Here is a 26,411-nt window from a genome sequence, read left to right on the forward strand (position 1 = left end):
TCGTAAAATGTCCAGCCATGTAGGGACTAATCTCGCGCGTCTTGGCGGGCCGGCTAAGGCCACGCAAACAAGCCGCTGATCGGGATGACAGGTGCAGCGAAACGGTGCCGAACAAACCTGCCACACGTTGGTGCCATGCCGCGCCGCGTATGGCAAGCCCAAAGGGGCATAAAATCAGGGGATATGGCAAGTTATGGCTTATTTGTCATAGTTCTGAGGGCGACTGGCCCAGCGGGGCCTGCCCTGACACGACACGGGCATGGCCCGACAGGTCCTTGCGCAGGCTGACATGGTCAAAACCAGCCTCTGTGAAAAGCGCCTGAACGGCAGCGCCCTGCCGATAGCCGATTTCAACGCGCAGCCAGCCGCCGGGCCGCAGGTAATTCTGCGCCTGTGCGCAAATGACGCGGTAAGCGGCCAGCCCAGAGCCATCATCATCCGTGGGAACCAAGGCCATGCGCGGTTCGTAGTCGCGCACATCGCGGGACAGATCGGCCAATTCGGGCACCCCGATATAGGGCGGGTTCGACACGATCAGATCAAAGACGCCGCCAACCGCGCCAAACCAGTCCGAGCGCAGAAACGTGACCCGGCTTGATAGCCCAAGGGCTTTTGCGTTGCGGGCTGCGACCTTCAACGCGGGTTGTGACAGGTCCACCGCAACCGCCTGCGCATCGGGGCGTTCGGCCAGCAGCGTCAGCGCAATGGCCCCGGACCCTGTGCCAAGGTCCAGAAGGCGCGAAAACGGCTGCTCCAACGCGGCCTCTATCAGGGTTTCGGTATCGGGGCGGGGGTCCAGCACATCGGGGGTGACGGCGAAGTCACGCCCGAAAAAGGCGCGCCGCCCAATAATCTGCGCCACGGGCCGGTAGGCCGCGCGCGCTGTGATCGCGGTCTGGAAGCGGTGTTGCGCCGGGGTAGATACGTCATCGCCCATCGCCAATGTCAGCCGATCGCGTGGGATGTCCAGCGCATAGGCCAAAAGCACACGCGCATCGCCCGCGGCCCCGTCCAGCCCAGCCGCGCGCAGGCGGGCGATGCCGTCGGCCAGCAGCTCAGCGGCACGCATCACGCATCCATCGCCGCCAGCTTCGCGGCCTGGTCGGCCTCTATCAGCGCGTCGATCATTTCATCCAGATCACCGGCCATGACCGCATCCAGCTTATAGAGCGTCAGGTTTATGCGATGGTCGGTCATCCGCCCTTGTGGGAAATTATAGGTCCGAATCCGCTCAGAACGGTCGCCGCTGCCCACTTGCGCCCGCCGCGCATCGGCGCGCTCAGTGTCGGCGCGCTGGCGTTCCATGTCGTAGAGCTTTGCGCGCAGAACCTGCATGGCAATCGCGCGGTTCTGGTGCTGCGATTTCTCGGACGAGGTAACGACCAACCCGGTCGGAATATGTGTGATCCGCACTGCCGAATCGGTGGTGTTCACATGCTGCCCGCCCGCGCCCGATGCGCGCATCGTGTCGATGCGGATATCCCCTGCGGGGATGTCGATCTCGACCTCTTCGGCTTCGGGCAGCACGGCGACGGTTGCCGCAGAGGTGTGAATGCGCCCGCCCGATTCCGTGACCGGCACGCGCTGCACACGGTGCACGCCGGATTCGAATTTCAGCCGCGCGAACACCCCTTCCCCCGCCACGCGGATCACGGCCTCTCGCAGACCGCCAAGTTCGGTTTCGGAATAGCTGATGGTTTGCACCTGCCAGCCGCGCGCATCGGCATAACGCTGATACATGCGCAACAGGTCGGCGGCGAACAACCCGGCCTCATCCCCGCCAGTGCCGGGGCGCAATTCGATCAACGCAGGGCGCGCATCGGCACTGTCGCGCGGCAACAGCGCAATGCGCAAGCCTTGTTCCAGTTCCGGCAATTCGGCCTCTAGGCGCGCAAGTTCTTCCTCGGCCAGCGCGCGCATATCCGGGTCATCGCGCAGCGCCACAGCCTCTTCGCGGTCGCGCAGCGCCTGATAATAGGCATTGATCCGGGCCGCGACGGGTTTGAGTTCGGCATAATCGCGCGACAGTTGCACCATATCGGCCCCCGACGCCCCGGCCATAAGCCGCGCCTCTAGGAATTCGAATCGTTGCAGAATTTGGTCAAGTGCGTCTTTGGCGAACATGAATTAGGCAAATGACGGCTTGCCGCGCCGTGGTCAAGTCCGCGGCTCTACTTTACGCGCGCCGCCGTTGCGCGTAGATAGTAGGAGAGTATAGCAACATTCGTGAGTTACATGGAAAACACGGCCGTCGTTTTGGATATGGCCTTTTGGCTGACCGTAGGCGCTATCCTGTGTCTGCTGATTATGTCTGCCCTATTTTCTGGTTCGGAAACTGCGCTGACGGCCTCTAGCCGGGGCAAGTTGAAGTCACAGGCCGACAAGGGCGAACGTGGCGCGCAAAGCGCACTGACCCTGACCGAGGACAGCGAGCGCATGATCGGCGCGATCTTGCTGGGCAATAACATGGTCAATATCTTGGCCGCGTCTTTGGCAACGGCTTTGTTCACCCGGTTGTTCGGCGATAGCGGCGTGGCCTTTGCGACGCTGGTCATGACGGTTCTGGTGCTCATCTTCTCCGAGGTGTTGCCAAAGACCTATGCTATTTCCAACCCCGAGCGCACCGCGCTGAAAGTGGCGCCGCCGCTGCGCGTGGTGGTGGCGATTTTCTCGCCCGTGGTGGCGGTGGTGCGCTTTATCGTGCGCCGAGTGCTGGCCTTGTTCGGGGTCAATATTGACCCGGACAGCAAGGTATTGTCGGTCCATGAGGAAATCGCGGGCACGCTGGCGCTGGGGCATTCCACCGGGTCGGTCGAGAAAGAGGACCGCTACCGGGTGCTGGGCGCGCTGGACCTGTCGGCGCGCACGGTCGAAGAGATCATGCTGCACCGCAGTCAGATTGACGTTCTGGATGCCGATCTGCCCATCCGAGAGATCATCGCCTATTGCATCAACGCGCCGCATTCGCGCCTGCCGGTCTACCGCGAAGACCCCGAGAATATTATCGGCATTCTGTATATCCGCGACCTTGTCCGAGAGATGCATAGCCTTGTGACAGAAGCGGGCGGCGATTACGACGCGGTCGCCAAGCTGGACCTGTCCAAGCTGCTGCGCGAGCCCTATTTCGTGCCAGAAACCACGCCGCTGGATGAACAAATGCGCGAATTCCTGCGCCAAAAACGGCATTTTGCGCTGGTGGTGGATGAATACGGCGCGCTGCACGGGCTGATAACGCTGGAAGACATTCTGGAAGAGATCGTGGGCGATATCGAGGATGAGTATGACGTGCCGACAGACCCCGATCTGGTTCGGCTGGACAATGGCGAAGTGGTGGTCGATGGGGCGATGACGATCCGCGACCTGAACCGCGCCGCAGATTGGTCATTGCCCGATGACGAAGCGGTGACCGTGGCGGGCCTTGTCATTCACGAAGCGCAGACCATCCCCGAAGAAGGCCAAAGTTTCCTGTTCCATGGGTTCCGCTTTACGGTTCTGGAACGGGTTGACAACCGTGTGACCAAGCTGAGCATTCGCAAGCAAAAACTTGAGGCAGTTGACTGACCAATGTCCAGCCCCAGCATTGCTTTTGTCTGCGCGTCAAACAATCCGCGCATTCTGGCCGAGAACCTTCTGCGCTCGCCCGCCATCGCGTCAGGTGCCTACCCGCTAGAGGTGATCGAGAACGCAGCTTCGGCCACCCAAGCCTATAATTTGGGGCTGGACCGCACCAAGGCGGATATCATCGTGTTCCTGCACCATGATGTCTACTTGCCGCTGGGCTGGGACGACCTGCTGCGCCAACGCATTGCAGAGGTCGAGGCAGTCGATCCGAACTGGGCGCTGCTAGGGGCGTTCGGCATTGCCATGGACAGCCGCGCCTACGGCCCGGTTTGGTCCAGCTCCATCGACTTCATTGCCGGGCTGATGCCCTTGGCCCCGGTACCGGTGCAATCCTTCGACGAATTGCTGTTCGTGCTGCGCCGCGCGTCCGGCCTGCGTTTTGACGCGGGGCTGACGGGCTGGCACATGTATGGAACCGATATTGTTTGCCAAGCCCGCGCCAAGGGTCTGGGGGCCTATTCGGTGGCGCTGCCGCTGATCCATAATGATGGCTACAAGGAAACGCTGGACGCCAATTTCGAAGCCGCCTTTCGCTACATGGCGCGGAAATGGTCCAACATGCTGCCGCTGAAAACACCGGTGGTGAAGATCACCCGCAGCGCGCGCGACCTGTATAAATGGCGCTGGAACCTGTGGCGGTCGCGCAAACAGCGCCGCGCGCAGGCCGCGCCCGATGCGCGCGATCCGCGCGATTATGCGCGGGCCTGCGGTTGGATGGACCTGCGCCCCTCGCTGAGCGCTTACGCGGCAGAACGGGTCAGCGACAGGAACACATCCTGAAGGTCGGGTTCCTCTGAGGTGACATCGACAACGACGCCGCCCGCATCCGCAACCGCCGCCAAGATCTGCCCGGCGCTGATCTGGCTGCGCCGATAGGTCAGCGACACCCGCCCATCTGCCTTGCGCTCTTGGGTCACGCCTTCGGGCAAGGTCAGCGCGGTCTCGTGCTCTAGCGTCAGCACCAGTGTTTTCGCGTCCAACTGGCCCAACAGCGTTGCGGTCCTGTCCCGCACCACGACTTCACCGTGGTTGATGATGGCGATCTCGTCGCACATCTCCTCGGCCTCTTCCAGGTAATGGGTGGTCAGGATAATGGTCATGCCCTGCTTGTTCAGCGCGCGCACATTGTCCCACAGCATTTGGCGCAATTCGATATCGACGCCCGCAGTGGGTTCGTCCAGCACCAGCACCGCCGGGCTGTGCACCAGCGCCTTGCCCAGCAGCAAGCGCCGCCGCATCCCGCCCGATAGCGTGCGCGCATAGGCTTCGGCCTTGTCCGACAGGCCGATCAGTTCCAGAATATCGTCGGTCCGGCGCTCGGATTTGGGCACGCCATACAGGCCCGCCTGCACTTCGAGCGCGCCGCGCGGGGTGAAAAACGGGTCAATATTCAACTCTTGCGGCATGACGCCAATGGCAGCGCGCGATTGGCGCGGGTTCACATCTTGGTCAAACCCCCAGATACTGACCTGCCCTGCGGTCTTGTTCACCAAACCGGCAAGGATATTGATGAGTGTCGATTTCCCCGCCCCGTTCGGCCCCAACAGCCCGAAGATGCTGCCTGCGGGAATGCTCAGATCGATGCCTTTCAGCGCGTCCTTGGGCGGTTCGCCCTTTTGGCCCGCATAGGTCTTGCGAAGGCCCGTGATCTCGATTGCCTGTCTGCTCATGTTTGCTCCTGCCGGGGGCAACATGTCTTGTCGCGCGCGCCGGATTTGGTATTGTCCCGACCATACCTAGGCCAGCGCGCCGCCAGCGACAAGGACAGCCCTCATGACCGCTCCCCTGCCCCATGACGCCCCAGAGACCCAGATCGTGACCACCATGCGCGTGGCCTGCGATGGCGGCGAAGGTGCCTTGGGGCATCCGCGCGTTTGGCTGTCGATCAGCCATGACACCGGCATGGTCGAATGTCCCTATTGCGACAAGCGTTTCATCCATGCCGATTTCGCGGATGATGCGGCCTGACGCTAGCTCATCAGCATTGGCGCGGCGCCGCACATCAACTCGCCATCGACGCGGCGACCTGTCTGGTCCAGAAACTGTTCTATATTGTGGCCTGACCAAGCTTCGACAAAGCCAAAGCCGCTAATCAGCCCGCGCCCATGCGTGGTGCCGGTTTCGCCGTCTTGATAGTAATAGACCAACCGCCCTTCCAACCCGTCATCACAGGCAAAGCGCGCCAGCCCCACCCCAAGGCCGGTGACGCGCCATGTGCCGATGCAAATGATGCCGGTATTCGTGACACCCGACAGCGTGCCCTCGTCCCACCCAATTGCGCGGCCCACGAAATAGCTATCCTCGCCCGGCATACAGGCCACGATCGGACTGCACGAATCGGGGCTGCCGGGGATCAGCGCGCAATCGGGCAACTCCATCGCCGGGGCGGCGCCCGCCAGCGCGCAGAGAGTGGCGATTGAACAGAGAAGTCGCATGTGAAATACCTTTGACCAAATATAATCAGGGCCAATCTGCCCAACCCACAGGAACCGCGCAAGATGACATTCGGCAAGGATAGCCACCTGCATTTGATCGACGGCTCGGCCTATATCTTCCGGGCCTATCACGCGCTGCCGCCGCTTGCGCGCAAATCCGATGGCGCGCCGGTCGGGGCGGTTGCGGGGTTCTGCAACATGCTGTGGCGCTATGTGCAGGGCAATGACGGACCGGACGCGCCAACCCATGTCGCGGTGATTTTCGACAAAGGCAGCCACACCTTCCGCAATGATCTGTATTCGGATTACAAGGGCCACCGCCCCGACATGCCCGAAGACCTGCGCCCGCAGATACCGCTGACCCGGGAGGCCACGCGCGCCTTCAACATCGCCTGCGAAGAGCTGGAAGGCTATGAGGCCGACGACATCATCGCCACGCTAGCGCGGCAAGCGACAGAGGCGGGCGGGCGCGTGACCATCATCAGCGGCGACAAGGATCTGGCGCAACTGGTCAATGACCGGGTGTCGATGATCCGCCCCGGCATGCAGGGCAAGCCCGATCAGCTTGTGGACCGAGGCGGCGTGGTGGAATGGTTCGGCGTGGGGCCGGAACTGATGATCGACCTGCAAGCCATCGCAGGCGATTCGGTCGACAATATTCCCGGCGTGCGGGGCGTGGGCGCGGCGACCGCGTCGATCCTGCTGCAAGCGATTGGCCCGGTGGACCGGCTGTTCGACGAAGGCACGCGCGAGGCGGCGCTATCCGAACTGGCCGCGCAGATTGACGCCTATGTGTTGGATCTGGAAACCCGGCTGGAACGCAAGGTCAAGCTGGGGTCAAAGGCCGATGCCGCCGCCATCGTCGCGCTATCCGGGGCAGAGGTGGGTGCGGAACTTTCGCCCAAGGAATTGAGCGATCTCGCAATGGGCGGCAATGACGCCGCGAAACAACTTGTCACCATGCGCGAACGGCTGAAAGTGCTGCGCAACGTCGCGCCCAAAGTGGCAGAGGCGAAAGAGGCGGTGCTGCTGTCAAAAAGCCTTGTGCGGCTGGACGACCAGACACCGATCACCTTCGGCTTGGACGATCTGGCGGTGCGCAAGCCCGATGCGGACGCCCTGCTGGCCTTCCTGAACCAGATGGAATTTCGCACCCTCACCCGCCGCATTGCCGACAGCTTGGGGGCGGACACGCCCGCCCTGCCCGAAGCTGCCCCTACCCCGCAGGCAGACACGCCCGAAGCGCCCGCATTTGCCGACGCAAAATATGACTGCATCCGCGATCTGGACACGCTGCACACATGGATCGCAGCGGCGCGCGAACGCGGCTATGTCGCGGTCGATACCGAAACCACGGCTTTGGACGAAATGCGCGCCGACCTGGTCGGCGTCTCGCTGTGTATTGAAGCCGGTCACGCCGCCTATGTCCCGCTGGCGCACCGCGCGGGCGGCGACGGATTGTTCGATGACCCCGCCCTCAGCGACGGGCAAATCCCCATGGCCGAGGCGTTAAAGGCGCTACAACCCCTTCTGGAAGACCCGAGCATTCTGAAAATCGGGCAGAACATGAAGTATGACGCCAAGATCCTCAAAGGCTATGGCATAAGCGTTGCCCCGATAGATGACACCATGCTGATGAGCTACGCATTGCATGGCGGCCTGCACGGGCATGGGATGGATGCGCTCTCGGACCGCTATCTGAACCACGCGCCCATCGCCATCAAAACGCTGCTGGGCAGCGGTAAATCCGCCATCACCTTCGACCGTGTGCCGATAGAGGATGCAACAAAATACGCCGCAGAAGACGCCGACATCACCCTGCGCCTGTGGCAGATGTTCAAACCGCGCCTACACGCGGCGCAGGTCACGCGCGTCTATGAGACGCTGGAACGCCCGCTGGTGCCGGTTCTGGCCGCGATGGAGCGGCGGGGCATAAAGGTGGACCGCGATATCCTGTCGCGCATGTCGAACGCCTTTGCGCAGAAAATGGCCGGGCTGGAAGCGGAAATCCACGAACTGGCGGGCGAGCGGTTCAACGTGGGCTCCCCAAAGCAATTGGGCGAAATCCTGTTCGACAAGATGTCGCTGGACGGCGGTAAAAAGGGCAAGACCGGGGCTTATGCCACCGGCGCGGATATTCTGGAAGACTTGGCCGCCGAAGGCCACGACCTGCCCGCCCGCGTGCTGGATTGGCGGCAACTGTCCAAGCTGAAATCCACCTATACCGACGCGCTGCAAGACCATATCCACCCCGATACGGGCCGCGTGCACACGTCTTATGTGATTACGGGTGCGGTTACGGGGCGGCTGTCCTCGACCGATCCGAACCTGCAAAACATTCCCATCCGGTCGGAAGAAGGCCGCCGCATCCGCACCGCCTTTGTTGCCGCCGAAGGGCATAAACTGGTGGCGCTGGACTATAGCCAGATCGAGTTGCGCATCCTTGCCCATATCGCTGGCATTGACGCGTTGAAGCAAGCCTTCCGCGAGGGGCAAGATATCCACGCTATGACCGCGTCGGAAATGTTCGATGTGCCGATGGACCAGATGACACCCGAAATCCGCCGTCAGGCCAAGGCGATCAATTTCGGGGTGATCTACGGCATTTCGGGCTTTGGCCTTGCCCGCAATCTGCGCATTCCGCGCGCCGATGCGCAGGGCTTCATCGACCGCTATTTCGAGCGTTTCCCCGGCATCCGCGCCTATATGGATGACACGGTGGAATTCGCCAAAAAACATGGCCGGGTGGAAACGCTGTTCGGGCGGCGTATTCACACACCAGAGATCAACACCAAAGGCCCCGCTGCGGGCTTTGCCAAACGCGCGGCGATCAACGCGCCCATCCAAGGCACCGCCGCCGACATCATCCGCCGCGCCATGGTGCGGGTGCCGGACGCGATTGCGCACCTGCCCGCGCAGATGCTGCTACAGGTGCATGACGAACTGGTGTTCGAGGTGGAAGAGGGCGCGGTGGACGAGGTGATCGCCGTGGTGCGCGAGGTGATGGAAGGGGCCGCAGCGCCGGTGGTGGAGTTGGACGTGCCGCTGGTGGTGGATGCAGGCGTGGGGGAGAGTTGGGCGGAGGCGCATTAGTGTCATTCACCTGATTCAAGATGCTCGGTTTACACATCGAAACTGAACTACACGTTCGGATATCTTAAAATGGCGGCCTCGACTTTTAAGGCTTAGTTCTGCTACAAGAATACCACATTCAGCTGATCACCGAGGTTGATCACATGTCAAGTCGCGAAGCCTCAAAGAGCAAGAAGTTGTCATTTTTTCGTCGCTTGAGGACGGCTTCTCTTGAGCAGCAGAAACGCAAAAAAGCATTGATTATAAAAGCAGAAGGGGTCGAGCATGACGTCAACAAGGCCGAAGATGAAATCGCAAGGGGAGCACGAAGAACAGACGATAAGTTCCGCTTATGATTTTATTTATCATGATGGCAGAAGAATTGCATCGTTTCTTGCTCAGTTTGATCCTTCTGGTCTACTGACTCAACTCACTCAAGGAAAATCTGCGCACCGCTCAAGTAGCGAAACGAACGATTTTCAGACGGCAGGCGGGATCCCTGGTGTAGCTCGTATCGAAGGATCAGATTCGCTCGCGGTTAGTAAGTCTGTGGAACAGGAGATTTCAAGAGTGTATGATCCCACTTGGGCAAACGCTCGGGAGTTCCTAAATCTTCTACAATCAAACGGGCTGATTGAGAGAAATCTTGGATCAGCAGAACTTGGGCAATTCGTTCTATTACAAGGCACCCTTTCAGTTTATGATTTAGATTTAGTCGGGAAAATGTGGAATTTGAAATCCGTAAAAAGAATGATGAACGCATCACTTCCACAAATTCCGAGCGTAAGCAAATCGCAAAAGAACAACCCACAAGTGAAACAAATGCTCGTGTCTGCCCATAGGGCAAAGTCTCAGGCAGAGCAGGGACTTGAGCTCTTTTCAGAATTGGCCCCCCACCTTCCTCATACAGTTCAGGCAATCGTCAGAAACGGCTCGCACGACGAAATCTGGTGCACGCTAGCGCGAGACGGCCTAAACATGACAACTTCTGATATATTACTGAAACACGGGATGAATGTACCTGGGACATGGGCCGTTTTGGGTATTTTGGACGCAGCCCCGGATCACGAGGATCATAATTCGATTTCTGATGAGCTTGGACCTAATGATATGGTTGCTGGTATCTTTAGAGCAATGGCCCCGCTTGTTCGGCAGTTATTTGGTAGACCAGAAAGCGCGTTCGGCGTTACTCCACTTTTGATTTTCCGAGAGGTCGAAGCTAAAGTCGTTCAATAGTATTTTGTTCATTATTCCGATCGCGGCGTGACTGGTATTTAGTATAAATAGCATATTACTGAACAACCGCTTCATCTGCAATGCGCTCAGTTGAGATTGAGGCTTTCTTGTCAAGACAGCTATCGTCCGACGCCAAGCGTAAGAATAGGCCCACAAAAAACGGCGCCCCGATCCCTCGGAGCGCCGCCAATCTTCCAGAAAACTCAGAGAAGGGTATCATTTACGCAATTTCGAACCGAAAAAGTCTGTCAACTTTTTCTGAAATTGCTTTTAGCCCTGCATCTTCGCCACTTCCTCGGCGAAGTTTTCTTCTTTCTTCTCGATCCCTTCGCCGACTTCCATGCGGATGAAGCCGGTGATCGTCGCGCCCGCCTCTTTCGCGGCTTGCGCCACGGTCAGGTCGGGGTTGATGACAAAGGCTTGGCCCATCAGCGTGACCTCGGCCATGAATTTCTTCATGCGGCCAACGATCATGTTCTCGATGATCGCTTCTGGCTTGCCGGATTCGCGCGCGATCTCGATCTGGATTTGCTTTTCCTTCTCGACAATCGCCGGGTCGAGCGAGGCTTCGTCCAAGGACGCCGGGTTGGTCGCGGCGATATGCATCGCAACCTGCTTGCCAAACGCCTCATCCCCGCCGGTCATGGCGACCAGAACGCCGATCTTGCCCATGCCATCGGTCGCGGCATTGTGGACATAGGACACAACCGTGTCGCCTTCCACAACCGCCATGCGGCGCAGGGTCATGTTCTCGCCGATTTTGGCAATCGCGTCGGTCAGCACGGTCGAGACGGGCTTGCCGTTCAGCTCTGCCGCTGCCAGCGCGTCCACGTCCGATACGGTCAGCGCGGTCGCGGCAATGCCTGCCACCATCGACTGGAATTCGGCATTCTTGGCGACGAAATCGGTTTCCGAGTTCACTTCAACTGCCACGCCCTTGCCGCCATCCACGGCCACGGCGACCAGACCTTCGGCTGCCGTGCGGCCCGATTTTTTGGCGGCTTTCGCCAGACCCTTGGTGCGCAGCCAATCGGTGGCGGCTTCCATGTCGCCATTCGTTTCGGTCAGGGCCTTTTTCGCGTCCATCATGCCTGCGCCGGTGGATTCGCGCAGTTCTTTCACCATTGCTGCGGTGATTGCCATGTCTCTCACTCCTGAATATCGAGGATATGACAGGGGGCATGACGCGCCCCTGTCACAGTTTCATGTCAAATCCTGACAAAAAGCGATCAGCCTTCGGCGGGTGTCTCTGCCGGGGCCTCTTCGGCCAGCGCCTCTTCGACTGGGGCGTCTTCCAGCGCGCCAAGGTCGATGCCAGCGGCACCCATCTGCGCGCTCATGCCGTCTAGCGCCGCGCGGCTGACCAGATCGCAATACAGCGCAATCGCGCGCGCCGCGTCGTCATTGCCGGGGATGATGTAATCGACGCCATCGGGCGAGCAGTTGGTATCGACCACCGCCACAACCGGGATGCCCAGCTTCTTGGCTTCCTGAATGGCAAGGTCTTCCTTGTTCACGTCAATGACGAACAGCAAGTTCGGCAGGCCGCCCATTTCGCGGATACCGCCCAGCGAGGCTTGCAGCTTGGCCTGTTCGCGTTCCATGCCCAGACGCTCTTTTTTGGTCAGGCCTTCGGCACCGCTTTCCAGCTTCTCGTCCAGAGCTTTCAAGCGCTGGATCGACTGCGACACGGTTTTCCAGTTGGTCAGCGTGCCGCCCAGCCAGCGGTGGTTCATGTAGAACTGGGCCGAACGATCGGCCGCTTCGGCCACGGCCTTGGAAGCCTGACGCTTGGTGCCGACGAACAGCACGCGGCCACCCTTGGCGACGGTTTCGCGGATGACATTCAGCGCCGCGTCCAGCATGGGCACGGTTTGCGTCAGATCCATGATGTGGATGCCGTTACGCTCGCCGTAGATATACGGCGCCATGCGCGGGTTCCAGCGCTGCGTCTGGTGGCCAAAGTGAACGCCAGCTTCCAAAAGCTGACGCATGGAGAAATCGGGAAGCGCCATAACGTGTTCCTTTCCGGTTTGCGCCTGAGTGGGGGGTTTCAAGGCAAATGCCTCAACCGGTGGACCGTTGCGGATTTTTCTGCCCGCGCGGCCCGACCCCCACCTGTGAAGTGCGTGTCCCTTAGACGGTTTGCGCACAGGGCGCAAGAGGGCTTGACCGCGCCCTTGAGCCTGCTCAATCTGGTGCCCGAGCAGTGAAGGACGATCCATGACCCCCGCACAGGCCCTTGCGCAGCTTTGCGCGCGCGCATCGCTTTATGACCTGCGCGACCGCGCGGCGCGCGCACGCTCTGCCGCCGATCTGCGCAAGATGTTTTTCGCGTTGCTGCCGGTGGTCGATCCCGATCTGTTTGTCGAAGCTGGCGCGCATGACGGGGCGGGCGCACGGCGCGCGCGGCGCTTGCTGCCCAAAGCCCGCGTTGTCGCCTATGAGGGCAACCCGCATAACCACGCGCGGTTCTCCAAAAACCACGATTTCGCAGCGCTTGGGGTGGAATATGTGCTGTCGGCCCTGTCGGACACGGATACGCCGCAGACCTTCAAGGTGCTGACCGCTGACCGGCATTCGGCGCAAGGGGTTCATTCGGGCCGCTCTTCGCTGCTGCTGCGCGAGGACCCGAAGGCAGAATATGAGACCGTCACCGTGCCGGGGCTGCGGCTGGACGGTCTGGCCAAGGATGTGACGCGTGCCGCCCTGTGGGTCGATGTTGAGGGCGCAAGCGAAAAGGTGCTGGCGGGCGCAGGCGCGCTGCTGGACAAGACCGCACTGATGATGATCGAGGTCGAAAGCGCGCCCTTCTGGCAAGGGCAATGGCTGGTTCATGATGTGCTGGCGCATCTGATGGGGCGCGGGCTGGTGCCCATTGCCCGCGATTTCGAACGTAAGCACCAGTTCAACATCCTGCTGATGTCAGAGCCCGCACTGACCCTGCCAGAGGTGCTGCCAGTGCTGGAATTGCAGCATTCGCTGGCGCGCTATCGCGGCGGGTGACGGCTAGCGCGCCAGCCCTGCCGCCCCGCGCGCCAGATCGGTAATCTGCGCCCAGTCGCCCGCCTGCATCAAGGCTTTGGGGGCCACCCAAGACCCACCCACACAGGCAACGTTGGGTAGCGCCAGATAGCCCGGCGCCAGTTCCGGCGTGATCCCGCCCGTGGGGCAGAACGTGACCTGTGGCAACGGTCCGCCGATGGATTTCAGCGCCCCCGCCCCGCCGATGGATTCCGCCGGAAAGAATTTTTGCACATGATAGCCCTGTTCCAGAAGCGCCATCACCTCGGAACAGGTTTGCGCGCCGGGCAGTAGCGCCAGTTCCTCGACGCGCGCGGCGTCCAGCAGCGCCGCCGTCGCTCCGGGCGAAACAGCGAACCGCGCGCCCGCATCCTTGACCGCTTTCATCTGCGCCGCAGTCAGCACCGTGCCCGCGCCGACAACCGCCCCCGGCACCTCTGCCATGGCGGCAATCGCATCCAGCGCGCAATCGGTTCGCAAGGTCACTTCCAGCACCGGCAGGCCGCCAGCCACAAGCGCCTCGGCCAAGGGGCGGGCATGGGACAGATCATCAACCACGATAACCGGAATCACCGGAGCCATGCGGCATAGCGCAAGGGCGGCATCGCTTTGCTGGTTGGGGGTCATGGGACGTGCTCCTTGTCTGGGCCGTTAGCGTTAACAGGTCTAACGCTTCGTGTGCCTTTTCGCAAGAGCGGTGGTCATCCCCCGCGCGCTGGACTAGCTTTGCCGCAGAACAACGCCGGAGCCGCCATGACCCATCTCTCTGCCCTGCTGCTAGACCTTGACCAGCTTGCCACCCATCCGGGCCGCGTGGTCGTTTTTGCCGATCCCGACGCGCCCTTGCCACGCGCCACCAAGCGCTGCGACCGGCTGACCAAGGGCGCCCTGGCGCGGGCGGTGGGCAGCGCCGAATTCGGCGCGCTGGCCCCCGGCAAAGACCTGACATTGGCCTACCCCGTGGGCATGAAGGCGCGGGCGTTGCAGATCATCCGCCTGCCGCGCCGCGCCACACCAGAGCAGTTGCGCAAGGCTGGCAACAGCATAGGCCGCGCACAGGATGAGGATGCCGCGCTGGTCGCGCTAGACACCCTGCCCGCGCGCGATATCGCGCTGCACGCCGCCTTGCGCGCCTATCGCTATCAGGCCATGAAAGCCGCGCCCAAAGGCCCGCTTGGCAGCGTCTTGATGGCGGTCAAAGACCCGGACAGTGCCGCCGCCGCGCTGGAAGATGCCAGTGCATTGGCAAGTTCGGTGCACCTGACGCGCGATCTGGTCCATGCCCCGGCCAATGTGCTGAATACTGAAAGCTTCGCGGCGCAAATTGCCGGGCTGGCCGATCTGGGGCTGACCGTCGAAATCCTTGACCGCGACAAGATGGAAGCGCTGGGGATGCGCGCGCTGCTGGCCGTCGCCCAAGGGTCAGACAACCCGCCGAAACTGGCAATCCTGCACTGGAAAGGGGCCGAAGGGCCGCCCCTGTGCGTGCTGGGCAAGGGGGTGATGTTCGACACCGGCGGCATCTCTCTGAAACCCGGTGCGGGCATGGAAGAGATGACGATGGACATGGGCGGCGCGGCGGTGACCGTCGGGCTGATGCAGGCTTTGGCACTGCGCAAAGCGCCCGCGCATGTCATCGGGCTGGTCGGGCTGGTCGAAAACATGCCCGATGCGCGCGCGCAGCGACCGGGCGACATTGTGCGGTCCATGAAGGGCGACATGATAGAAGTTATCAATACCGATGCCGAAGGGCGCTTGGTGCTGTGCGATATGCTGCATTACGCCGCCGACCGATTTGCGCCGCGCGCGATGATCGACCTTGCCACGCTGACCGGCGCGATCATCATCGCGCTTGGGCATGACCGCGCGGGCCTGTTCTGCAATGATGATGGCTTGGCCAGCGACATTCTGGGCGCGGCCAGCGCCGTGGGCGAAGGCGCATGGCGCATGCCCTTGGGCGCGGAATACCAGCGCCAGATCGATTCGCGCCTTGCCGATGTCAAGAACACCGGCGGGCGGCCTGCCGGGTCTTGCACCGCAGCGGCGTTTCTAGAGCGCTTCGTGCCCGAAGGCATGCCATGGGCGCATCTGGACATTGCAGGCGTGGCGCTGACCAAGGGCGACAGCGCACACGCGCCCAAAGGGGCATCCGGCTGGGGCGTGCTGACGCTGGACGCGCTGATCCGCGCGCGCTTCGAAGGTTAGTGCCATGGGCAAGGCCATGTTCTACCACCTGACGCGCGATCCCGTAGAGGTGACCGCCGCAACGCTGCTGACCCGCGCGCTTGGCGCGGGCTGGCGCGTGGCCCTGCGGGGGGGCGACATGGCGCGGTTGGAATGGCTGGACGCGCAGCTTTGGCTGGGCGCAACAGACAGCTTTCTGCCACATGGGCTGGCGGGCGGCCCGCATGATGCCGACCAGCCCATCTTGCTGACCACCGCGCCCGACGCGCCCAACCGCCCCGCCTGCGTGATGGCCGTGGACCGCGCCGACGTGGACCCGGCAGAGGTCGCTGGGCTGGAACGCATGTGGATCCTGTTCGACGGGCAGGATGAGGCGTCGCTCGCGCATGCGCGCGGTCAATGGAAGGCGATGACAGCGGCTGGCGTGCAGGCCGAATACTGGTCGCAGGACGGGGGCGCCTGGGCCAAGAAAGCGCAATCCGGCGGCGGATAACGCCTGTGGCCCGCGGTGCATTTTGAGTATTTGGGGCAAGATGAAGCGAGCAAGGGTTTTCCCCTGCCCCGCGCCTTTGTATGGAACGCCGCAAGCAACGTGAAAGGGCTGTGTCATGATTCTCTATCCCGCGATTGACCTGAAGGACGGGCAATGCGTGCGCCTGTATAAAGGCGATATGGAGAAGGCGACGGTGTTCGGCGACGATCCGGCTGCACAGGCGCGCGCCTTTGTCGATCAGGGTGCCGAATGGTTGCACTTGGTTGATCTGAACGGCGCATTCGCAGGCGCACCGGTGAATGGCGCGGCGGTGGAGGCGATCCTGGCCGGGGTGGATGTGCCGTGCCAACTGGGCGGCGGCATCCGCGACATGGTCACAATCGAAGGGTGGCTGGCCAAGGGGTTGGCCCGCGTCATCCTTGGCACGGTCGCGGTGGAAAACCCCGATCTGGTGTGGCAGGCCGCGCGCGCGTTTCCGGGCAAGGTGGCCGTGGGGATTGACGCGCGCAACGGAATGGTCGCGACCAAGGGCTGGGCCGAGGAAACCAATGTCGAGGTGACAGAGCTTGCCCGCCAGTTCGAGGATGCGGGCGTGGCCGCGATCATCTATACCGACATCAACCGCGACGGGGCCATGCAAGGCCCGAATGTCGACGCCACGGCGGCACTGGCGCGGGCGGTCAGCATTCCCGTCATCGCCTCGGGCGGTGTATCGCGGTTGGAGGATCTGATCGCGCTGCGCGATTGCGGCGCCGCGCTTGATGGCGCGATTTCGGGCCGCGCGCTGTATGACGGCAAACTGGACTTGGCCGAAGCGATGGCGGTGCTGCGGGCGTAGTTACGCCCGCACCGTCCCGTCGCCCGTGACCAGGTATTTGAAGCTGGTCAGTTGTTCTGCCCCCACCGGGCCGCGCGCATGCATCTTGCCCGTGGCGATGCCGATCTCGCCGCCCAAGCCAAACTCGCCCCCATCCGCGAATTGGGTCGAGGCATTGTGCATCAGGATGGCGCTGTCCAGCCGGGCGAAGAACTCGGCGGCGGCGCTGTCATCCTCGGTGATAATCGCCTCTGTATGGCTGGACCCGTAGCGCCGGATATGCGCAATCGCGCCCGCCACGTCATCGACCACGGCGACGGCAAGGATCATATCAAGGAACTCGCGCCCGAAATCATCGGGCTTGGCAGGGATAGTGCCGGGCAGGTGCTGCAAGCCGTCGCCCACGCGCAGTTCCACACCCGCAGCGGCAAGATCGGCCAGAATATCGGCACCCAGCCCATCGACAATATCGCGGTGCAACAGCAAGCATTCCGCCGACCCGCAAATGCCGGTGCGGCGTGTTTTCGCGTTCAGCACCACGGCACGCGCTTTGGCGGCGTCAGCGGCGGAATCGACATAGACATGGCAGATACCTTCCAGATGCGCGAAAACCGGCACCCGCGCTTCGCGCTGCACCAGCCCGACCAACCCCTTGCCGCCACGCGGCACGATCACGTCAATATGCTCGACCATGCGCAGCATATCCGCCACGGCGGCGCGGTCGGTGGTCTGAACAAGCTGGATCGCATCCTCTGGCAGCCCGCCCGCGCGCAGCCCCGCAACAAGCGCCGCGTGAATGGCGCGCGAGGACTGCGCGCTTTCGGACCCACCACGCAGAATAACGGCATTCCCAGCCTTCAGGCACAAGGCCCCGGCATCGGCGGTCACATTGGGGCGCGATTCATAGATCACCCCGATCACGCCCAAAGGCGTGCGCACGCGCTGAATATGCAGACCGGTGGGGCGGTCCCATTCGGCCATGACTTGCCCGACCGGGTCGTCTTGGGCAGCAATCGCGCGCAGCGCGGCGCAGATACCGTCTATCCGCGCACTGTCCAGCAACAGCCGGTCCAGCATGGCGGGCGACAGCCCCTTCTTTTGCCCTGCGGCCATATCCAGCGCATTCGCCGCCAGCACATCGGCGCGCGTGGCGTCCAGCGCGTCGGCAGCGGCCATCAGCGCCTGTGTCTTGGCCTGTGGCGCGGCACTTGCCAACACGCTTGCAGCAGCGCGGGCGCGGGCACCCATTTGCAACATCTCTTGGCTGATCTCGGTCATAGCGCCATCTCGTCTCTGTGAATCAGGGCCACGCGGCCCGGATGGTTCAGGATTGTCTCTATCTCGGTCGAATGGTGGCCCGCGATGGCGCGCGCCTCAGCGGCGTCATAGCCTGCCAGCCCAAGGCCCAGCGGCCCCTCTGGCCCCACGATGCTGACCGGGTCGCCCCGGTGAAACTGTCCTTCCACGCGCACCACGCCCGCAGGCAGCAGCGATTTGCCCGATGCCAACGCGCGTGCCGCACCCGCATCGACATGCACAGCACCTTTGGGCTTCATCGCGGCAATCCAGCCCTTGCGGGCAGAGCGCGGGTCGCCTTGCGCCAGAAACAGCGTAGCACGCGCGCCATTTGCCAGCGCGCCTAAGGGGTTCAGCGCCTGCCCTGCCCCGATCAGCATGGCGCAACCGCCCGATGTGGCAGTGCGCGCGGCCATGATCTTGGTCTTCATCCCGCCCTTGGAAAAGGGCGAGAGCGGATCGCCCGCCATGCCCTCGACCTCGGGCGTGATCGCCTCTATCACAGGCAGGTGCCGCGCGTTAGGGTCCGATTGCGGGTTGCCGGTATATAGCCCGTCCACATCCGACAGCAGCACCAACAGGTCCGCGCCAATGGTCACGGCCACTTGCGCGGCCAAGCGGTCATTGTCGCCATAACGAATTTCATCGGTGGCGATGGTGTCGTTTTCATTCACAATCGGCAGCACACCCAGCCCCAAAAGCGTGGCCAGCGTGGCGCGACTGTTCAGGTAGCGGCGGCGGTCATGAGTGTCGTCCAACGTCAGCAGCACTTGCCCTGCGCTGATGCCATGAGGGGCAAGCACTTCTTCATAGGCGCGGGCCAATTGAATCTGCCCCACGGCGGCGGCCGCCTGGCTTTGTTCCAGCGCCAGCGCGCCTTGGGGCAGGCCCAGCACCGCGCGACCCAGCGCAATCGAGCCGGACGACACGATCACCACCTCTGCCCCTGCCGCGCGCAAAGCTGCCACATCACCGGCCAAAGCGGCCAGCCACGCGGCCCGCAACTGGCCCTGTTCGACCAGCAGCGCAGAGCCGATCTTGACCACCACGCGGCGCGCAGAGGTCAGCACAGAAGCGGGGGTCAGGGTTGCCATGCGCCCTCATCCTCGGGCGCCTCGCGGCCCTTGTCGATCTGGCGGATCACGGCGCGCAACACGTCCTGCACCCCTTCGCCCGACACGGCCGACAACATCATCACCTTGCGGCGGCTGGCCGCTTCCAAGGCCGCCAGTTTCTCGGTGCGTTCCTCGTCATCCAGCGCGTCGATCTTGTTCATCGCCACGATGCGCGGCTTCAGCGCCACATCGGGCGAATAGGCGTGCAGCTCGGTGTCGATAATGCGCCAATCCTCGGCCACATCTTCCGCCGTGCCATCGACAAGTTGCAACAGCACGGCGCAACGCTCGACATGGCCCAGAAACTGGTCGCCAAGCCCGCGCCCTTCAGAGGCGCCCTCAATCAGGCCGGGAATATCGGCCATGACGAATTCGCGCGCATCAACCCCCACAACCCCAAGGTTGGGATGCAGCGTGGTAAACGGATAATCCGCAATCTTGGGCCTCGCGTTCGAGGTCGCGGCCAGAAAGGTCGATTTGCCCGCATTGGGCAGGCCCGCAAGCCCGGCATCTGCGATCAGCTTCAAGCGCAGCCAAATTTCGCGCTCCACCCCCGGCTGGCCGGAATTGGCGCGGCGCGGCGATTGGTTGGTCGAGGATTTGAACTGCAAATTGCCCCAGCCGCCATTGCCGCCCTTGGCCAAAAGCACGCGCTGGCCGACCTCTGTCAGATCGGCGATGACGGTTTCTTGGTCCTCGTCCAAAATCTCTGTGCCTTCGGGCACGCGCAAGACAATGCTGTCCCCATCGCGCCCGGTGCGGCCCTTGCCCATGCCGGGCTGGCCGGATTTGGCAAAGAAGTGCTGCAGATAGCGAAAGTCGATCAGCGTGTTCAGGCCGTCCACGCATTCCGCCCAGACATCGCCGCCGCGCCCACCATCGCCGCCATCGGGGCCGCCATATTCGATGAATTTCTCGCGCCGGAACGACACGCAGCCAGAGCCGCCGCCGCCAGAGCGGATCGTGACTCGTGCTAGATCGAGGAATTTCATGGCGCGTGCTCCGTAACCGTAAGTCGCAGCCTTTAGCGCAGGATCGGCTAAAGCGAAAGGGGCCGCGCGCACCGCGCGTGCCCGTATACCCCCCGCGCCTAGCGCCCTTTGAACAACCCGCCCAAGACACCCCGCATGATCGCGCGGCCCGTGCGCGTGCCCAACTGGCGCGCCAAGGACTTGGCGAAAGCATCGACCGGGGTGTCGCGGCGCGATACCCGCTTGGCACGGGTTTTGGGCATGGTCGGATCATAGCGCCGCGCGGCGGTAAATTCGCGGTCCTCTTGCGTCTGTTCGGCCTGCGCTGCCGCTGCCTCTGCCCGTCGCGCCAGTATTTCATGCGCGGACTCGCGGTTCAGGGTGCGGTCATATTTCCCCGACACCGGCGAGGACGCCATAACCTGCGCGCGTGTTGCGGCATCGATTGGCCCCATCTGGCTGCTGGGCGGGCGGATCAGCGTACGCTCGGCCATTCCGGGCACGCCCTTGCCTTCCAGAAAGGATGTCACCGCCTCGCCCACACCGACATCGCGGATCGCATCGGCAATGTCGAACCGTGGGTTGGGGCGGTAGGTTTCCGCCGCCCGCCGCAGCGCCTGCTGGTCGCGGGCGGTAAAGGCGCGCAGCGCGTGTTGCACCCGGTTGCCCAACTGGCCCAGCACGTCATCGGGCACGTCATCGGGGTTCTGGGTTACGAAATACACCCCCACCCCCTTGGACCGGATCAGCCGCGCCACTTGTTCGACCTTGTCGATCAGGGCTTTGGGCGCGCCGTCGAACAGCAAATGCGCTTCATCGAAGAAGAAAACCAGCTTGGGTTTGTCGGGGTTGCCGACCTCTGGCAGTTCCTCGAACAATTCCGACAGCAGCCACAGCAAGAAGGTCGCATAAAGCCGCGGGCTGCGCATAAGGCGCTCTGCGTGCAGAATGCTGATAACCCCGCGCCCCTCGGGGGTTGTGCGCATCAGATCCGACAATTCCAACGCGGGTTCGGAAAAGAAATGCGCCGCACCTTGGTTTTCCAGCACCAAAAGCTTGCGCTGGATCGCGCCAATGCTGGCGGTTGTCACATTGCCGTAGCGCGCCGAAACCTCGGCGCGGTGTTCGCCCAGATGGATCAGCACGGCGCGCAGGTCGTCCAGATCAAGGATCGGCAATCCTTCGTCATCGGCAATGCGAAAGGCGACGTTAATAACCCCTTCCTGCGCTTCTGTCAGGTCCAGCATCCGCGACAGCAAAAGCGGGCCAAGTTCGGCAATGGTGGCGCGCACCGGGTGGCCATGCTCGCCGAAGAAATCCCACAGGATGGTTGGGTTGCCAGCGAAATGGTAGCCTTCCAGCCCGATCGTGTCGGCGCGCTTGAACAGCACATCCTTCGGCTGCCCGGCCACGGCGATGCCGCTGACATCGCCCTTGATGTCGGTTAGGAAGACCGGCACGCCTGCGCGGGCGAATTCCTCTGCCAAGACCTGCATGGTGATGGTCTTGCCCGTGCCGGTCGCCCCGGCAATCAACCCGTGACGGTTGCCAAACTTGTGGGCCAGTGTTTGCGGCGCGCGCTGATCCGCCCCGCCACCGCCCACGAAAACCCCTTGAACTTGCACATGCATTCTGCCCGACCCTTGTCGCAGTTACCCAAAATCGTGCGAAGTATGGCCAGCGCGCACGATCTTGGAAAGGGGATGTTTACCTTTTCATGGCATGGTCAAAAAATCTGTCCGGCAGTGTTTGCTGCAACCATCCTGCCGGGCATGTGTTTTCCTCCCTGTCAGACTGGCCGCGCCCTTGGGTGCGGCCTTTTTTTCAAGTACGCGGCGCGTGGTAAAATTCGGTCAAGCCCCCTAAACAGGATGTGAAAAAACCGTGATCTTAGGTGTTGACGGTACATTTTTTTCACCATAGGCTCTGCTTCAATAGTCGGCCGGTCCGACAGGGAGAGAACGAAAAATAAAATAAACAGGGGTCTTCGGGCCCCTGTTTGCATATGTGCGCTGTGCCCTATCAGGTGCCGGGCCGACATGGTGGCAAGGGACCGCCAATCCCCATTTCAGCAACAGGAATACGGGTTTTTTTGCCTGACATGCCCCCAGCCCCATGTTATGGCGCAAGGAAATTCGCTGGAATTCGAGGACGAACATGACCAATAAAACCGCAGGTGCTTTCGGGCCCGCCGCCATCGCCATTGCTGTCATGCTGGGGCTGCCCGCCCATGCCCAGGAAGAGGCGCAGACGCCGGAGTTGGATTTGTCAACGGGAGAGGTGATCGGCGCCACGGATGACGATGCCAGCTATACCGGTGCGACCCATGGCGATTGGGAACTGGTGTGCATGCGCGCCGAAGAGGGTGAAGACCCCTGCCAGATGTATCAGCTTCTGCGCGATGCAGATGGCAATGCCACCGCAGAGATCACGCTGTTCCCCTTGCCCGAGGGGCAAGAGGCCGTGGCAGGTGCAACCGTGCTGACGCCCTTGGAAACGCTTTTGACCGCGCAGCTTGTCATGCAGGTCGATGATGGCGCAGCCAAGCGCTACCCTTTCACCTTCTGCACTGCGATCGGCTGCATCGCGCGCGTAGGCTTTACCGCCGAGGAAGTGGACGCATTCCGCGGCGGTGCCGAAGCGACATGGCAGCTTGTCCCCGTGGCGGCCCCTGACCAGACCGTGACCTTGAACATGTCGCTGACCGGCTTTACCGCCGCGTTCAACGACCTGTCTGAAGACCTTGAATAAACGCATGCAAGGGCGCGCCTAGCCGCGCCCTTGCGGATCTGTCATTCGGTGCAGGCGCCGCCCTGCCGCCTGCGCCACCCCCAGCAACAGCGCCTTGCGCCGCGCCGGGGCCAGCCGTGTTTCCGGCCCGATACGCATCATTTCACCGCCATAAGCATCGGCCAGGAACAGGCCATGCCCCTCTGGCAAAATGGTGCAGGGAAAATCCGGGCCAACCGCCCAGAAAAACCGGTCACACCATGGCAGATAGCCCTGCCATTTCTGATCTGCCCGAAAATCGGCCAAGCTGGATTTGCACTCGATGATCCAGACCTCTCCTTTTGGGCCAAGCGCCAGCACATCGACCCTTAAGCTGCGCGTCACCGGATATTCGCAGATCGGGACAAAGCCCAAAGCATCCAAGGCGCGGCACACGCCGCGCGCCAACAAAATGCCCTGTGCGACGCCCTGTTCTTCCATAGGGCCAAGCATGAACACATCGGGAACATTGGTCAAGTCTGCGATGGCGCTTGAATGCCGCAGGGCGGCGCATTAGATGTGATACAGGCAGGTTCTGCTCTTCGCGTGCGTGGCCCTTTTCCAGTGGCCTATACGCATGTCCGAGGGGGCTGGCTCTGGCACGGTCCTGGCCGTGTTATCTGGCGCCCACCTGAACTTCAGGTTCTCGGAAATTCACGCCGCCACGGTCGCTGCGGGCCTGCCACCCGTTTATCTGCGCCCGTCCTGCGCAGAGACACGCACCGGCACAGGGTCAAAGCTGCGAATGGACGTGCCGCGATCATCATCGTCGTCATCGTCATCGTCATAGCCCATGCGCATAATGCGAATGGCAAATTGCACACCCGCGAAAACAAGCCCGTTGAAGAAGAAAATCAGGAACAGGCCCAACAGCCCGTCGCTGGAGTTGAACACCAGATGCCCCAGATTGCCGACATTCATATACAGCAAAATCGCGGTAAACACGGCGGACAAACCAAACCCGATGGCGATTTGCTGAAGATAAACCTTCACAAGTTTGGGCATTGTCGCGCCTCCTTTGCTGTTTATGGACATACGCCTTTCCCCCATAAAAGCAAGGCCCGGAACCGCGCCGGGGCCATTTGCGGCAAGATGTCGCCCGACCTGCTTGTAGGGGCGCGCGGCAGTTCCTTGGCATCGGCGGTGCGGCGGCTGGCCTGCCTGCAAACATGGCAGCTGCACCGAACGCGGGGGTGTTTCGGCACCATGCTGCGCGCTTTTGGGGGCAACAGGCGGTGCAAGGATGCTTAGAAACGTGCCCAGCACCGGGGCGCATGGGTTACTCTGCGCCCCTCTCCCCTTGCCTGCGCGGGCGCGGGCGCGAGGGGATTTCCGTCAGCAGCCCGCCCACCCCCATACGCATAATATCGGACGCGGTGACCGTTATTCCGCAGAGAACCCGCTCCAGCACCCAATCGGCCCCGTTCAACGCGGGGCTTTTGGCGCATCCGGGCAGGCCGATCACCGAGCGGCCCCGCAGATTGCCAAGGAAAAGCAGGTTGCCGGGGTCCACGGGCATTCCGAAATGATGCACATGGCCCCCCGCACGGCGCAAGGCTTCGGGTGCTGTGTCGTGCAGGTCGGATGTGGCCGATCCGGTCAGGATCAGCACAAGTGGCGCATGGGCGTCTTGCAAGGCTTGGGCCAGCGCATTGGCGTCATGATCCACCACGCGGGCGGGGTCCATGGCTACGCCCAAGCGGGCCAACCGGTCAGCGGTCACGCGTGCGCCCTTTTCGCCCGGTTCTGCCCCGCCCGCGCGGGTCAGAATTAGCGCCGCGCGCGAAATGGTGGGCCGGTGCAGCGACAGCGCATCCGTCGCGGCCCGCGCCGCATGCGCGACCGCCGCCCCTGCAACGGCATAGGGAATGATCTTGACAGTGGCGACCATGGTCCCCGCCTCGACCCGCATCAGCGGCGGCAAGGTGGCGAGCGTGATCGCCGCATCCACGGCATTGACCGCATGGATGGCATCTGCATCCAGGCCGACAAGCCCCGGCACATCCGCCACAATATTCACCCGCCCGGTGCCGACCGCGCGCAGGCTTAGGCCTGCACCGTCCCGCACCACGGCATGCGCGACAGCCAGCGCCGCGTCATCTTCGGGCATATCGCCGGGGTCGGGCCGGGCCACGACCAGGTCTGTCACGCCCGCGGCCCGCAGGCGGGCAATCTCTGGCAGGTCAAGACGGCACCCCTTGCGCAAGCGCCCATCGGGCAGCGCCAGCGAATGGGCCAGCACCGCGCCTAGGGCTTCGTCCAAGGAAACCGGGCCGAACCTCACGTCGCGCCCCGCAGCGCTAGCGTGATCTGCGCCATGACCGCCACGGCAATCTCGGACGGGCTGCGCGCGCCGATATTCAGGCCCACGGGCGCATGGATGCGCGCAAGATCGGCATCACCCAGCCCCGCCGCGCGCAAACGGTCCACCCGTTTGGCATGGGTGCGGCTGGACCCCAGACAGCCCAGATAGAATACGTCCGAGCGCAACGCCGCAATGATCGCGGGGTCATCAAGCTTGCTGTCATGGGTCAGCGTTACCACCGCTGTGCGACCATCAAGGCCAATGGCCGCAAGCGCCTCATCCGGCCAATCGCGCGCCAGCGTGACACCGGGAAAGCGCGCGTCCGAGGCGAAGGCATCGCGCGGGTCCACCACGACCGGGTCATAGCCCGCCAGCCGCGCCATGGGCACCAAGGCTTGGGCAATATGCACAGCACCCACGATCACCAGCCGCAAGGGCGGGTTGTGCAGCGTGACCATCTGCCCCGCCGCATCAGGGCCGGATTGATCGGCGCGGAACCGCGCGGCCAACCCCGGCGCGTCGGGGCCAACCAACTGGCGGTCGAATGTGTCCAGATCGGTCAGCAGCGCCATGGGTCGGCGCGCGGCGCGGGCGGCGACCAGATCGGCCAGCATGCCCGGGTGCAGCGCGGGCGCGTCCGGGCCAATCGGTTCTACCATAATGCGGATGGTGCCACCGCAGGCCAGCCCAACCTCGAAAGCGGTATCATCGGCCACGCCATAGGTCAGCACGCGCGGGCGGCCATCGGCCAGCGCCTCTATCGCCTCTAGCACCACCGCGCCTTCGACACAGCCACCAGAGACAGAGCCCATCATCGTCCCATCTTCGTGGATGGCCAGTTGCGCACCGGGTTGGCGCGGCGCGGACCCCCATGTCTGCACCACGGTCGCAAGCGCCGCACGCGCGCCCGCCTGCGCCCATGCCAGCGCGATTTCGGGAATGCTGTCGTGATCTGTCATGGCCATGGCCCCCTCGGCTTTGCCGCAGGTTGGCCGAATGTCGCGCCGCACGCCAGTAGGACAAAGGCCCTAGACCATATCGGGCCAAACGGGTGGATTTGCGCAATGACATGC

25 protein-coding genes are annotated in these 26,411 nt (G+C 62.6%); 10 read left to right on the forward strand and 15 right to left on the reverse strand.

Translation table 11 applies throughout. From position 1 onward, the window contains the following. Nucleotides 1–205: 205 nt before the first annotated feature. On the reverse strand, nucleotides 206–1,069 hold the full coding sequence (gene prmC / locus AWT76_RS09710; protein ID WP_072246172.1) for a peptide chain release factor N(5)-glutamine methyltransferase: 864 nt from the start codon (nucleotides 1,067–1,069) through the stop codon (nucleotides 206–208). Then, on the reverse strand, nucleotides 1,069–2,124 hold the full coding sequence (prfA, locus tag AWT76_RS09715) for a peptide chain release factor 1 (protein ID WP_072246173.1): 1,056 nt from the start codon (nucleotides 2,122–2,124) through the stop codon (nucleotides 1,069–1,071). Before prfA ends, prmC begins: the two co-directional genes overlap by 1 nt. 111 nt (nucleotides 2,125–2,235) lie before the next feature. On the opposite strand from prfA, the gene AWT76_RS09720 reads away from it, so the two are divergent. Continuing rightward, nucleotides 2,236–3,561 carry an HlyC/CorC family transporter gene (locus AWT76_RS09720; RefSeq protein WP_072246174.1) on the forward strand — a complete coding sequence of 442 codons (1,326 nt, stop codon included), beginning with the start codon at nucleotides 2,236–2,238 and terminating at the stop codon, nucleotides 3,559–3,561. Between the two features lie 3 nt (nucleotides 3,562–3,564). Then, nucleotides 3,565–4,401: a glycosyltransferase family protein gene (locus AWT76_RS09725; protein WP_072246175.1), complete on the forward strand. Its 837-nt coding sequence runs from the start codon at nucleotides 3,565–3,567 to the stop codon at nucleotides 4,399–4,401. Here AWT76_RS09725 and AWT76_RS09730 read toward each other — a convergent pair. After that, a complete protein-coding gene (locus tag AWT76_RS09730; protein WP_072246176.1) occupies nucleotides 4,362–5,291 on the reverse strand; it encodes an ABC transporter ATP-binding protein in 930 nt (309 codons plus the stop codon). The two genes, AWT76_RS09725 and AWT76_RS09730, sit on opposite strands and share 40 nt — an antisense overlap. 115 nt (nucleotides 5,292–5,406) lie before the next feature. Here AWT76_RS09730 and AWT76_RS09735 point away from each other — a divergent pair, with 115 nt between their 5' ends. Beyond that, nucleotides 5,407–5,589: a zinc-finger domain-containing protein gene (locus AWT76_RS09735; protein WP_141656004.1), complete on the forward strand. Its 183-nt coding sequence runs from the start codon at nucleotides 5,407–5,409 to the stop codon at nucleotides 5,587–5,589. Between the two features lie 2 nt (nucleotides 5,590–5,591). Here the strand turns inward: AWT76_RS09735 and AWT76_RS09740 are convergent, their stop codons facing one another. Beyond that, complete coding sequence (locus tag AWT76_RS09740; protein ID WP_141655925.1) at nucleotides 5,592–6,056, reverse strand: hypothetical protein; 465 nt, start codon at nucleotides 6,054–6,056, stop codon at nucleotides 5,592–5,594. Nucleotides 6,057–6,119: 63 nt separating this feature from the next. Here AWT76_RS09740 and polA point away from each other — a divergent pair, with 63 nt between their 5' ends. Continuing rightward, nucleotides 6,120–9,149, forward strand: coding sequence for a DNA polymerase I (gene polA / locus AWT76_RS09750; protein ID WP_082700162.1), 3,030 nt, complete (start codon nucleotides 6,120–6,122; stop codon nucleotides 9,147–9,149). 264 nt (nucleotides 9,150–9,413) lie between these two features. Then, the gene (locus tag AWT76_RS16755; protein WP_141655926.1) at nucleotides 9,414–10,364 is read left to right on the forward strand and encodes a hypothetical protein; all 951 of its coding nucleotides are present in this window, start codon (nucleotides 9,414–9,416) and stop codon (nucleotides 10,362–10,364) included. 270 nt (nucleotides 10,365–10,634) lie between these two features. Here AWT76_RS16755 and tsf read toward each other — a convergent pair whose 3' ends face one another. Further along, a complete protein-coding gene (gene tsf / locus AWT76_RS09760) occupies nucleotides 10,635–11,507 on the reverse strand; it encodes a translation elongation factor Ts (RefSeq protein ID WP_072246180.1) in 873 nt (290 codons plus the stop codon). Between the two features lie 86 nt (nucleotides 11,508–11,593). After that, nucleotides 11,594–12,379 (reverse strand): 30S ribosomal protein S2, encoded by a 786-nt coding sequence (gene rpsB, locus AWT76_RS09765; protein ID WP_072246181.1) that lies wholly within the window; start codon nucleotides 12,377–12,379, stop codon nucleotides 11,594–11,596. Nucleotides 12,380–12,587: 208 nt separating this feature from the next. On the opposite strand from rpsB, the gene AWT76_RS09770 reads away from it, so the two are divergent. Then, complete coding sequence (locus AWT76_RS09770) at nucleotides 12,588–13,370, forward strand: FkbM family methyltransferase (protein ID WP_072246182.1); 783 nt, start codon at nucleotides 12,588–12,590, stop codon at nucleotides 13,368–13,370. 3 nt (nucleotides 13,371–13,373) lie between these two features. On the opposite strand, the gene eda is transcribed toward AWT76_RS09770, so the two are convergent. After that, complete coding sequence (gene eda, locus AWT76_RS09775) at nucleotides 13,374–14,015, reverse strand: bifunctional 4-hydroxy-2-oxoglutarate aldolase/2-dehydro-3-deoxy-phosphogluconate aldolase (protein WP_072246183.1); 642 nt, start codon at nucleotides 14,013–14,015, stop codon at nucleotides 13,374–13,376. Between the two features lie 126 nt (nucleotides 14,016–14,141). On the opposite strand from eda, the gene AWT76_RS09780 reads away from it, so the two are divergent. The 3 genes from AWT76_RS09780 (at nucleotide 14,142) to hisA (ending at nucleotide 16,903) form a co-directional block, all read left to right on the forward strand. Then, nucleotides 14,142–15,593 (forward strand): leucyl aminopeptidase, encoded by a 1,452-nt coding sequence (locus tag AWT76_RS09780; RefSeq protein ID WP_072246184.1) that lies wholly within the window; start codon nucleotides 14,142–14,144, stop codon nucleotides 15,591–15,593. 4 nt (nucleotides 15,594–15,597) lie between these two features. Beyond that, on the forward strand, nucleotides 15,598–16,065 hold the full coding sequence (locus AWT76_RS09785; RefSeq protein ID WP_072246185.1) for a DNA polymerase III subunit chi: 468 nt from the start codon (nucleotides 15,598–15,600) through the stop codon (nucleotides 16,063–16,065). Between the two features lie 115 nt (nucleotides 16,066–16,180). After that, on the forward strand, nucleotides 16,181–16,903 hold the full coding sequence (hisA, locus tag AWT76_RS09790; protein WP_072246186.1) for a 1-(5-phosphoribosyl)-5-[(5-phosphoribosylamino)methylideneamino]imidazole-4-carboxamide isomerase: 723 nt from the start codon (nucleotides 16,181–16,183) through the stop codon (nucleotides 16,901–16,903). On the opposite strand, the gene AWT76_RS09795 is transcribed toward hisA, so the two are convergent. The 4 genes from AWT76_RS09795 to AWT76_RS09810 form a co-directional block, all read right to left on the reverse strand. After that, complete coding sequence (locus tag AWT76_RS09795; RefSeq protein ID WP_072246187.1) at nucleotides 16,904–18,160, reverse strand: glutamate-5-semialdehyde dehydrogenase; 1,257 nt, start codon at nucleotides 18,158–18,160, stop codon at nucleotides 16,904–16,906. Then, nucleotides 18,157–19,272: a glutamate 5-kinase gene (proB, locus tag AWT76_RS09800; RefSeq protein ID WP_072246188.1), complete on the reverse strand. Its 1,116-nt coding sequence runs from the start codon at nucleotides 19,270–19,272 to the stop codon at nucleotides 18,157–18,159. The genes AWT76_RS09795 and proB overlap by 4 nt, the downstream gene beginning before the upstream one ends. Next, complete coding sequence (gene obgE / locus AWT76_RS09805; protein ID WP_072246189.1) at nucleotides 19,260–20,285, reverse strand: GTPase ObgE; 1,026 nt, start codon at nucleotides 20,283–20,285, stop codon at nucleotides 19,260–19,262. The genes proB and obgE overlap by 13 nt, the downstream gene beginning before the upstream one ends. A gap of 98 nt (nucleotides 20,286–20,383) precedes the next feature. Then, on the reverse strand, nucleotides 20,384–21,895 hold the full coding sequence (locus tag AWT76_RS09810) for a helicase HerA-like domain-containing protein (RefSeq protein WP_072246190.1): 1,512 nt from the start codon (nucleotides 21,893–21,895) through the stop codon (nucleotides 20,384–20,386). 526 nt (nucleotides 21,896–22,421) lie between these two features. Here AWT76_RS09810 and AWT76_RS09815 point away from each other — a divergent pair. Further along, the gene (locus AWT76_RS09815; protein WP_072246191.1) at nucleotides 22,422–23,015 is read left to right on the forward strand and encodes an invasion associated locus B family protein; all 594 of its coding nucleotides are present in this window, start codon (nucleotides 22,422–22,424) and stop codon (nucleotides 23,013–23,015) included. 18 nt (nucleotides 23,016–23,033) lie between these two features. On the opposite strand, the gene AWT76_RS09820 is transcribed toward AWT76_RS09815, so the two are convergent. From AWT76_RS09820 to AWT76_RS09835, 4 genes are all read right to left on the reverse strand, one after another. Continuing rightward, on the reverse strand, nucleotides 23,034–23,486 hold the full coding sequence (locus AWT76_RS09820; protein ID WP_072247628.1) for an MmcB family DNA repair protein: 453 nt from the start codon (nucleotides 23,484–23,486) through the stop codon (nucleotides 23,034–23,036). 237 nt (nucleotides 23,487–23,723) lie between these two features. Beyond that, nucleotides 23,724–24,038, reverse strand: coding sequence for a hypothetical protein (locus tag AWT76_RS09825; protein ID WP_072246192.1), 315 nt, complete (start codon nucleotides 24,036–24,038; stop codon nucleotides 23,724–23,726). Nucleotides 24,039–24,312: 274 nt separating this feature from the next. Continuing rightward, a complete protein-coding gene (locus tag AWT76_RS09830; RefSeq protein ID WP_072246193.1) occupies nucleotides 24,313–25,317 on the reverse strand; it encodes a molybdopterin-binding protein in 1,005 nt (334 codons plus the stop codon). Beyond that, the gene (locus tag AWT76_RS09835) at nucleotides 25,314–26,297 is read right to left on the reverse strand and encodes an XdhC family protein (RefSeq protein WP_141655927.1); all 984 of its coding nucleotides are present in this window, start codon (nucleotides 26,295–26,297) and stop codon (nucleotides 25,314–25,316) included. The genes AWT76_RS09830 and AWT76_RS09835 overlap by 4 nt, the downstream gene beginning before the upstream one ends. Between the last annotated feature and the right edge of the window lie 114 nt (nucleotides 26,298–26,411).

This window comes from Roseibaca calidilacus (assembly GCF_001517585.1).
Classification (GTDB): domain Bacteria; phylum Pseudomonadota; class Alphaproteobacteria; order Rhodobacterales; family Rhodobacteraceae; genus Roseinatronobacter; species Roseinatronobacter calidilacus.

Bases quoted from the DNA above. Each gene is read 5' to 3' on its own strand.
- eda (WP_072246183.1), bottom strand. From the start codon at position 14,015: ATGACCCCCAACCAGCAAAGCGATGCCGCCCTTGCGCTATGCCGCATG.
- proB (WP_072246188.1), bottom strand. From the start codon at position 19,272: ATGGCAACCCTGACCCCCGCTTCTGTGCTGACCTCTGCGCGCCGCGTG.
- AWT76_RS09770 (WP_072246182.1), top strand. From the start codon at position 12,588: ATGACCCCCGCACAGGCCCTTGCGCAGCTTTGCGCGCGCGCATCGCTT.
- AWT76_RS09795 (WP_072246187.1), bottom strand. From the start codon at position 18,160: ATGACCGAGATCAGCCAAGAGATGTTGCAAATGGGTGCCCGCGCCCGC.
- AWT76_RS09835 (WP_141655927.1), bottom strand. From the start codon at position 26,297: ATGACAGATCACGACAGCATTCCCGAAATCGCGCTGGCATGGGCGCAG.
- AWT76_RS09810 (WP_072246190.1), bottom strand. From the start codon at position 21,895: ATGCATGTGCAAGTTCAAGGGGTTTTCGTGGGCGGTGGCGGGGCGGAT.
- AWT76_RS16755 (WP_141655926.1), top strand. From the start codon at position 9,414: ATGACGTCAACAAGGCCGAAGATGAAATCGCAAGGGGAGCACGAAGAA.
- AWT76_RS09815 (WP_072246191.1), top strand. From the start codon at position 22,422: ATGACCAATAAAACCGCAGGTGCTTTCGGGCCCGCCGCCATCGCCATT.
- prmC (WP_072246172.1), bottom strand. From the start codon at position 1,069: ATGCGTGCCGCTGAGCTGCTGGCCGACGGCATCGCCCGCCTGCGCGCG.
- AWT76_RS09740 (WP_141655925.1), bottom strand. From the start codon at position 6,056: ATGCGACTTCTCTGTTCAATCGCCACTCTCTGCGCGCTGGCGGGCGCC.
- obgE (WP_072246189.1), bottom strand. From the start codon at position 20,285: ATGAAATTCCTCGATCTAGCACGAGTCACGATCCGCTCTGGCGGCGGC.
- prfA (WP_072246173.1), bottom strand. From the start codon at position 2,124: ATGTTCGCCAAAGACGCACTTGACCAAATTCTGCAACGATTCGAATTC.
- AWT76_RS09780 (WP_072246184.1), top strand. From the start codon at position 14,142: ATGACCCATCTCTCTGCCCTGCTGCTAGACCTTGACCAGCTTGCCACC.
- AWT76_RS09730 (WP_072246176.1), bottom strand. From the start codon at position 5,291: ATGAGCAGACAGGCAATCGAGATCACGGGCCTTCGCAAGACCTATGCG.
- rpsB (WP_072246181.1), bottom strand. From the start codon at position 12,379: ATGGCGCTTCCCGATTTCTCCATGCGTCAGCTTTTGGAAGCTGGCGTT.
- AWT76_RS09785 (WP_072246185.1), top strand. From the start codon at position 15,598: ATGGGCAAGGCCATGTTCTACCACCTGACGCGCGATCCCGTAGAGGTG.
- tsf (WP_072246180.1), bottom strand. From the start codon at position 11,507: ATGGCAATCACCGCAGCAATGGTGAAAGAACTGCGCGAATCCACCGGC.
- polA (WP_082700162.1), top strand. From the start codon at position 6,120: ATGACATTCGGCAAGGATAGCCACCTGCATTTGATCGACGGCTCGGCC.
- AWT76_RS09820 (WP_072247628.1), bottom strand. From the start codon at position 23,486: ATGCTTGGCCCTATGGAAGAACAGGGCGTCGCACAGGGCATTTTGTTG.
- AWT76_RS09725 (WP_072246175.1), top strand. From the start codon at position 3,565: ATGTCCAGCCCCAGCATTGCTTTTGTCTGCGCGTCAAACAATCCGCGC.
- AWT76_RS09825 (WP_072246192.1), bottom strand. From the start codon at position 24,038: ATGCCCAAACTTGTGAAGGTTTATCTTCAGCAAATCGCCATCGGGTTT.
- AWT76_RS09720 (WP_072246174.1), top strand. From the start codon at position 2,236: ATGGAAAACACGGCCGTCGTTTTGGATATGGCCTTTTGGCTGACCGTA.
- hisA (WP_072246186.1), top strand. From the start codon at position 16,181: ATGATTCTCTATCCCGCGATTGACCTGAAGGACGGGCAATGCGTGCGC.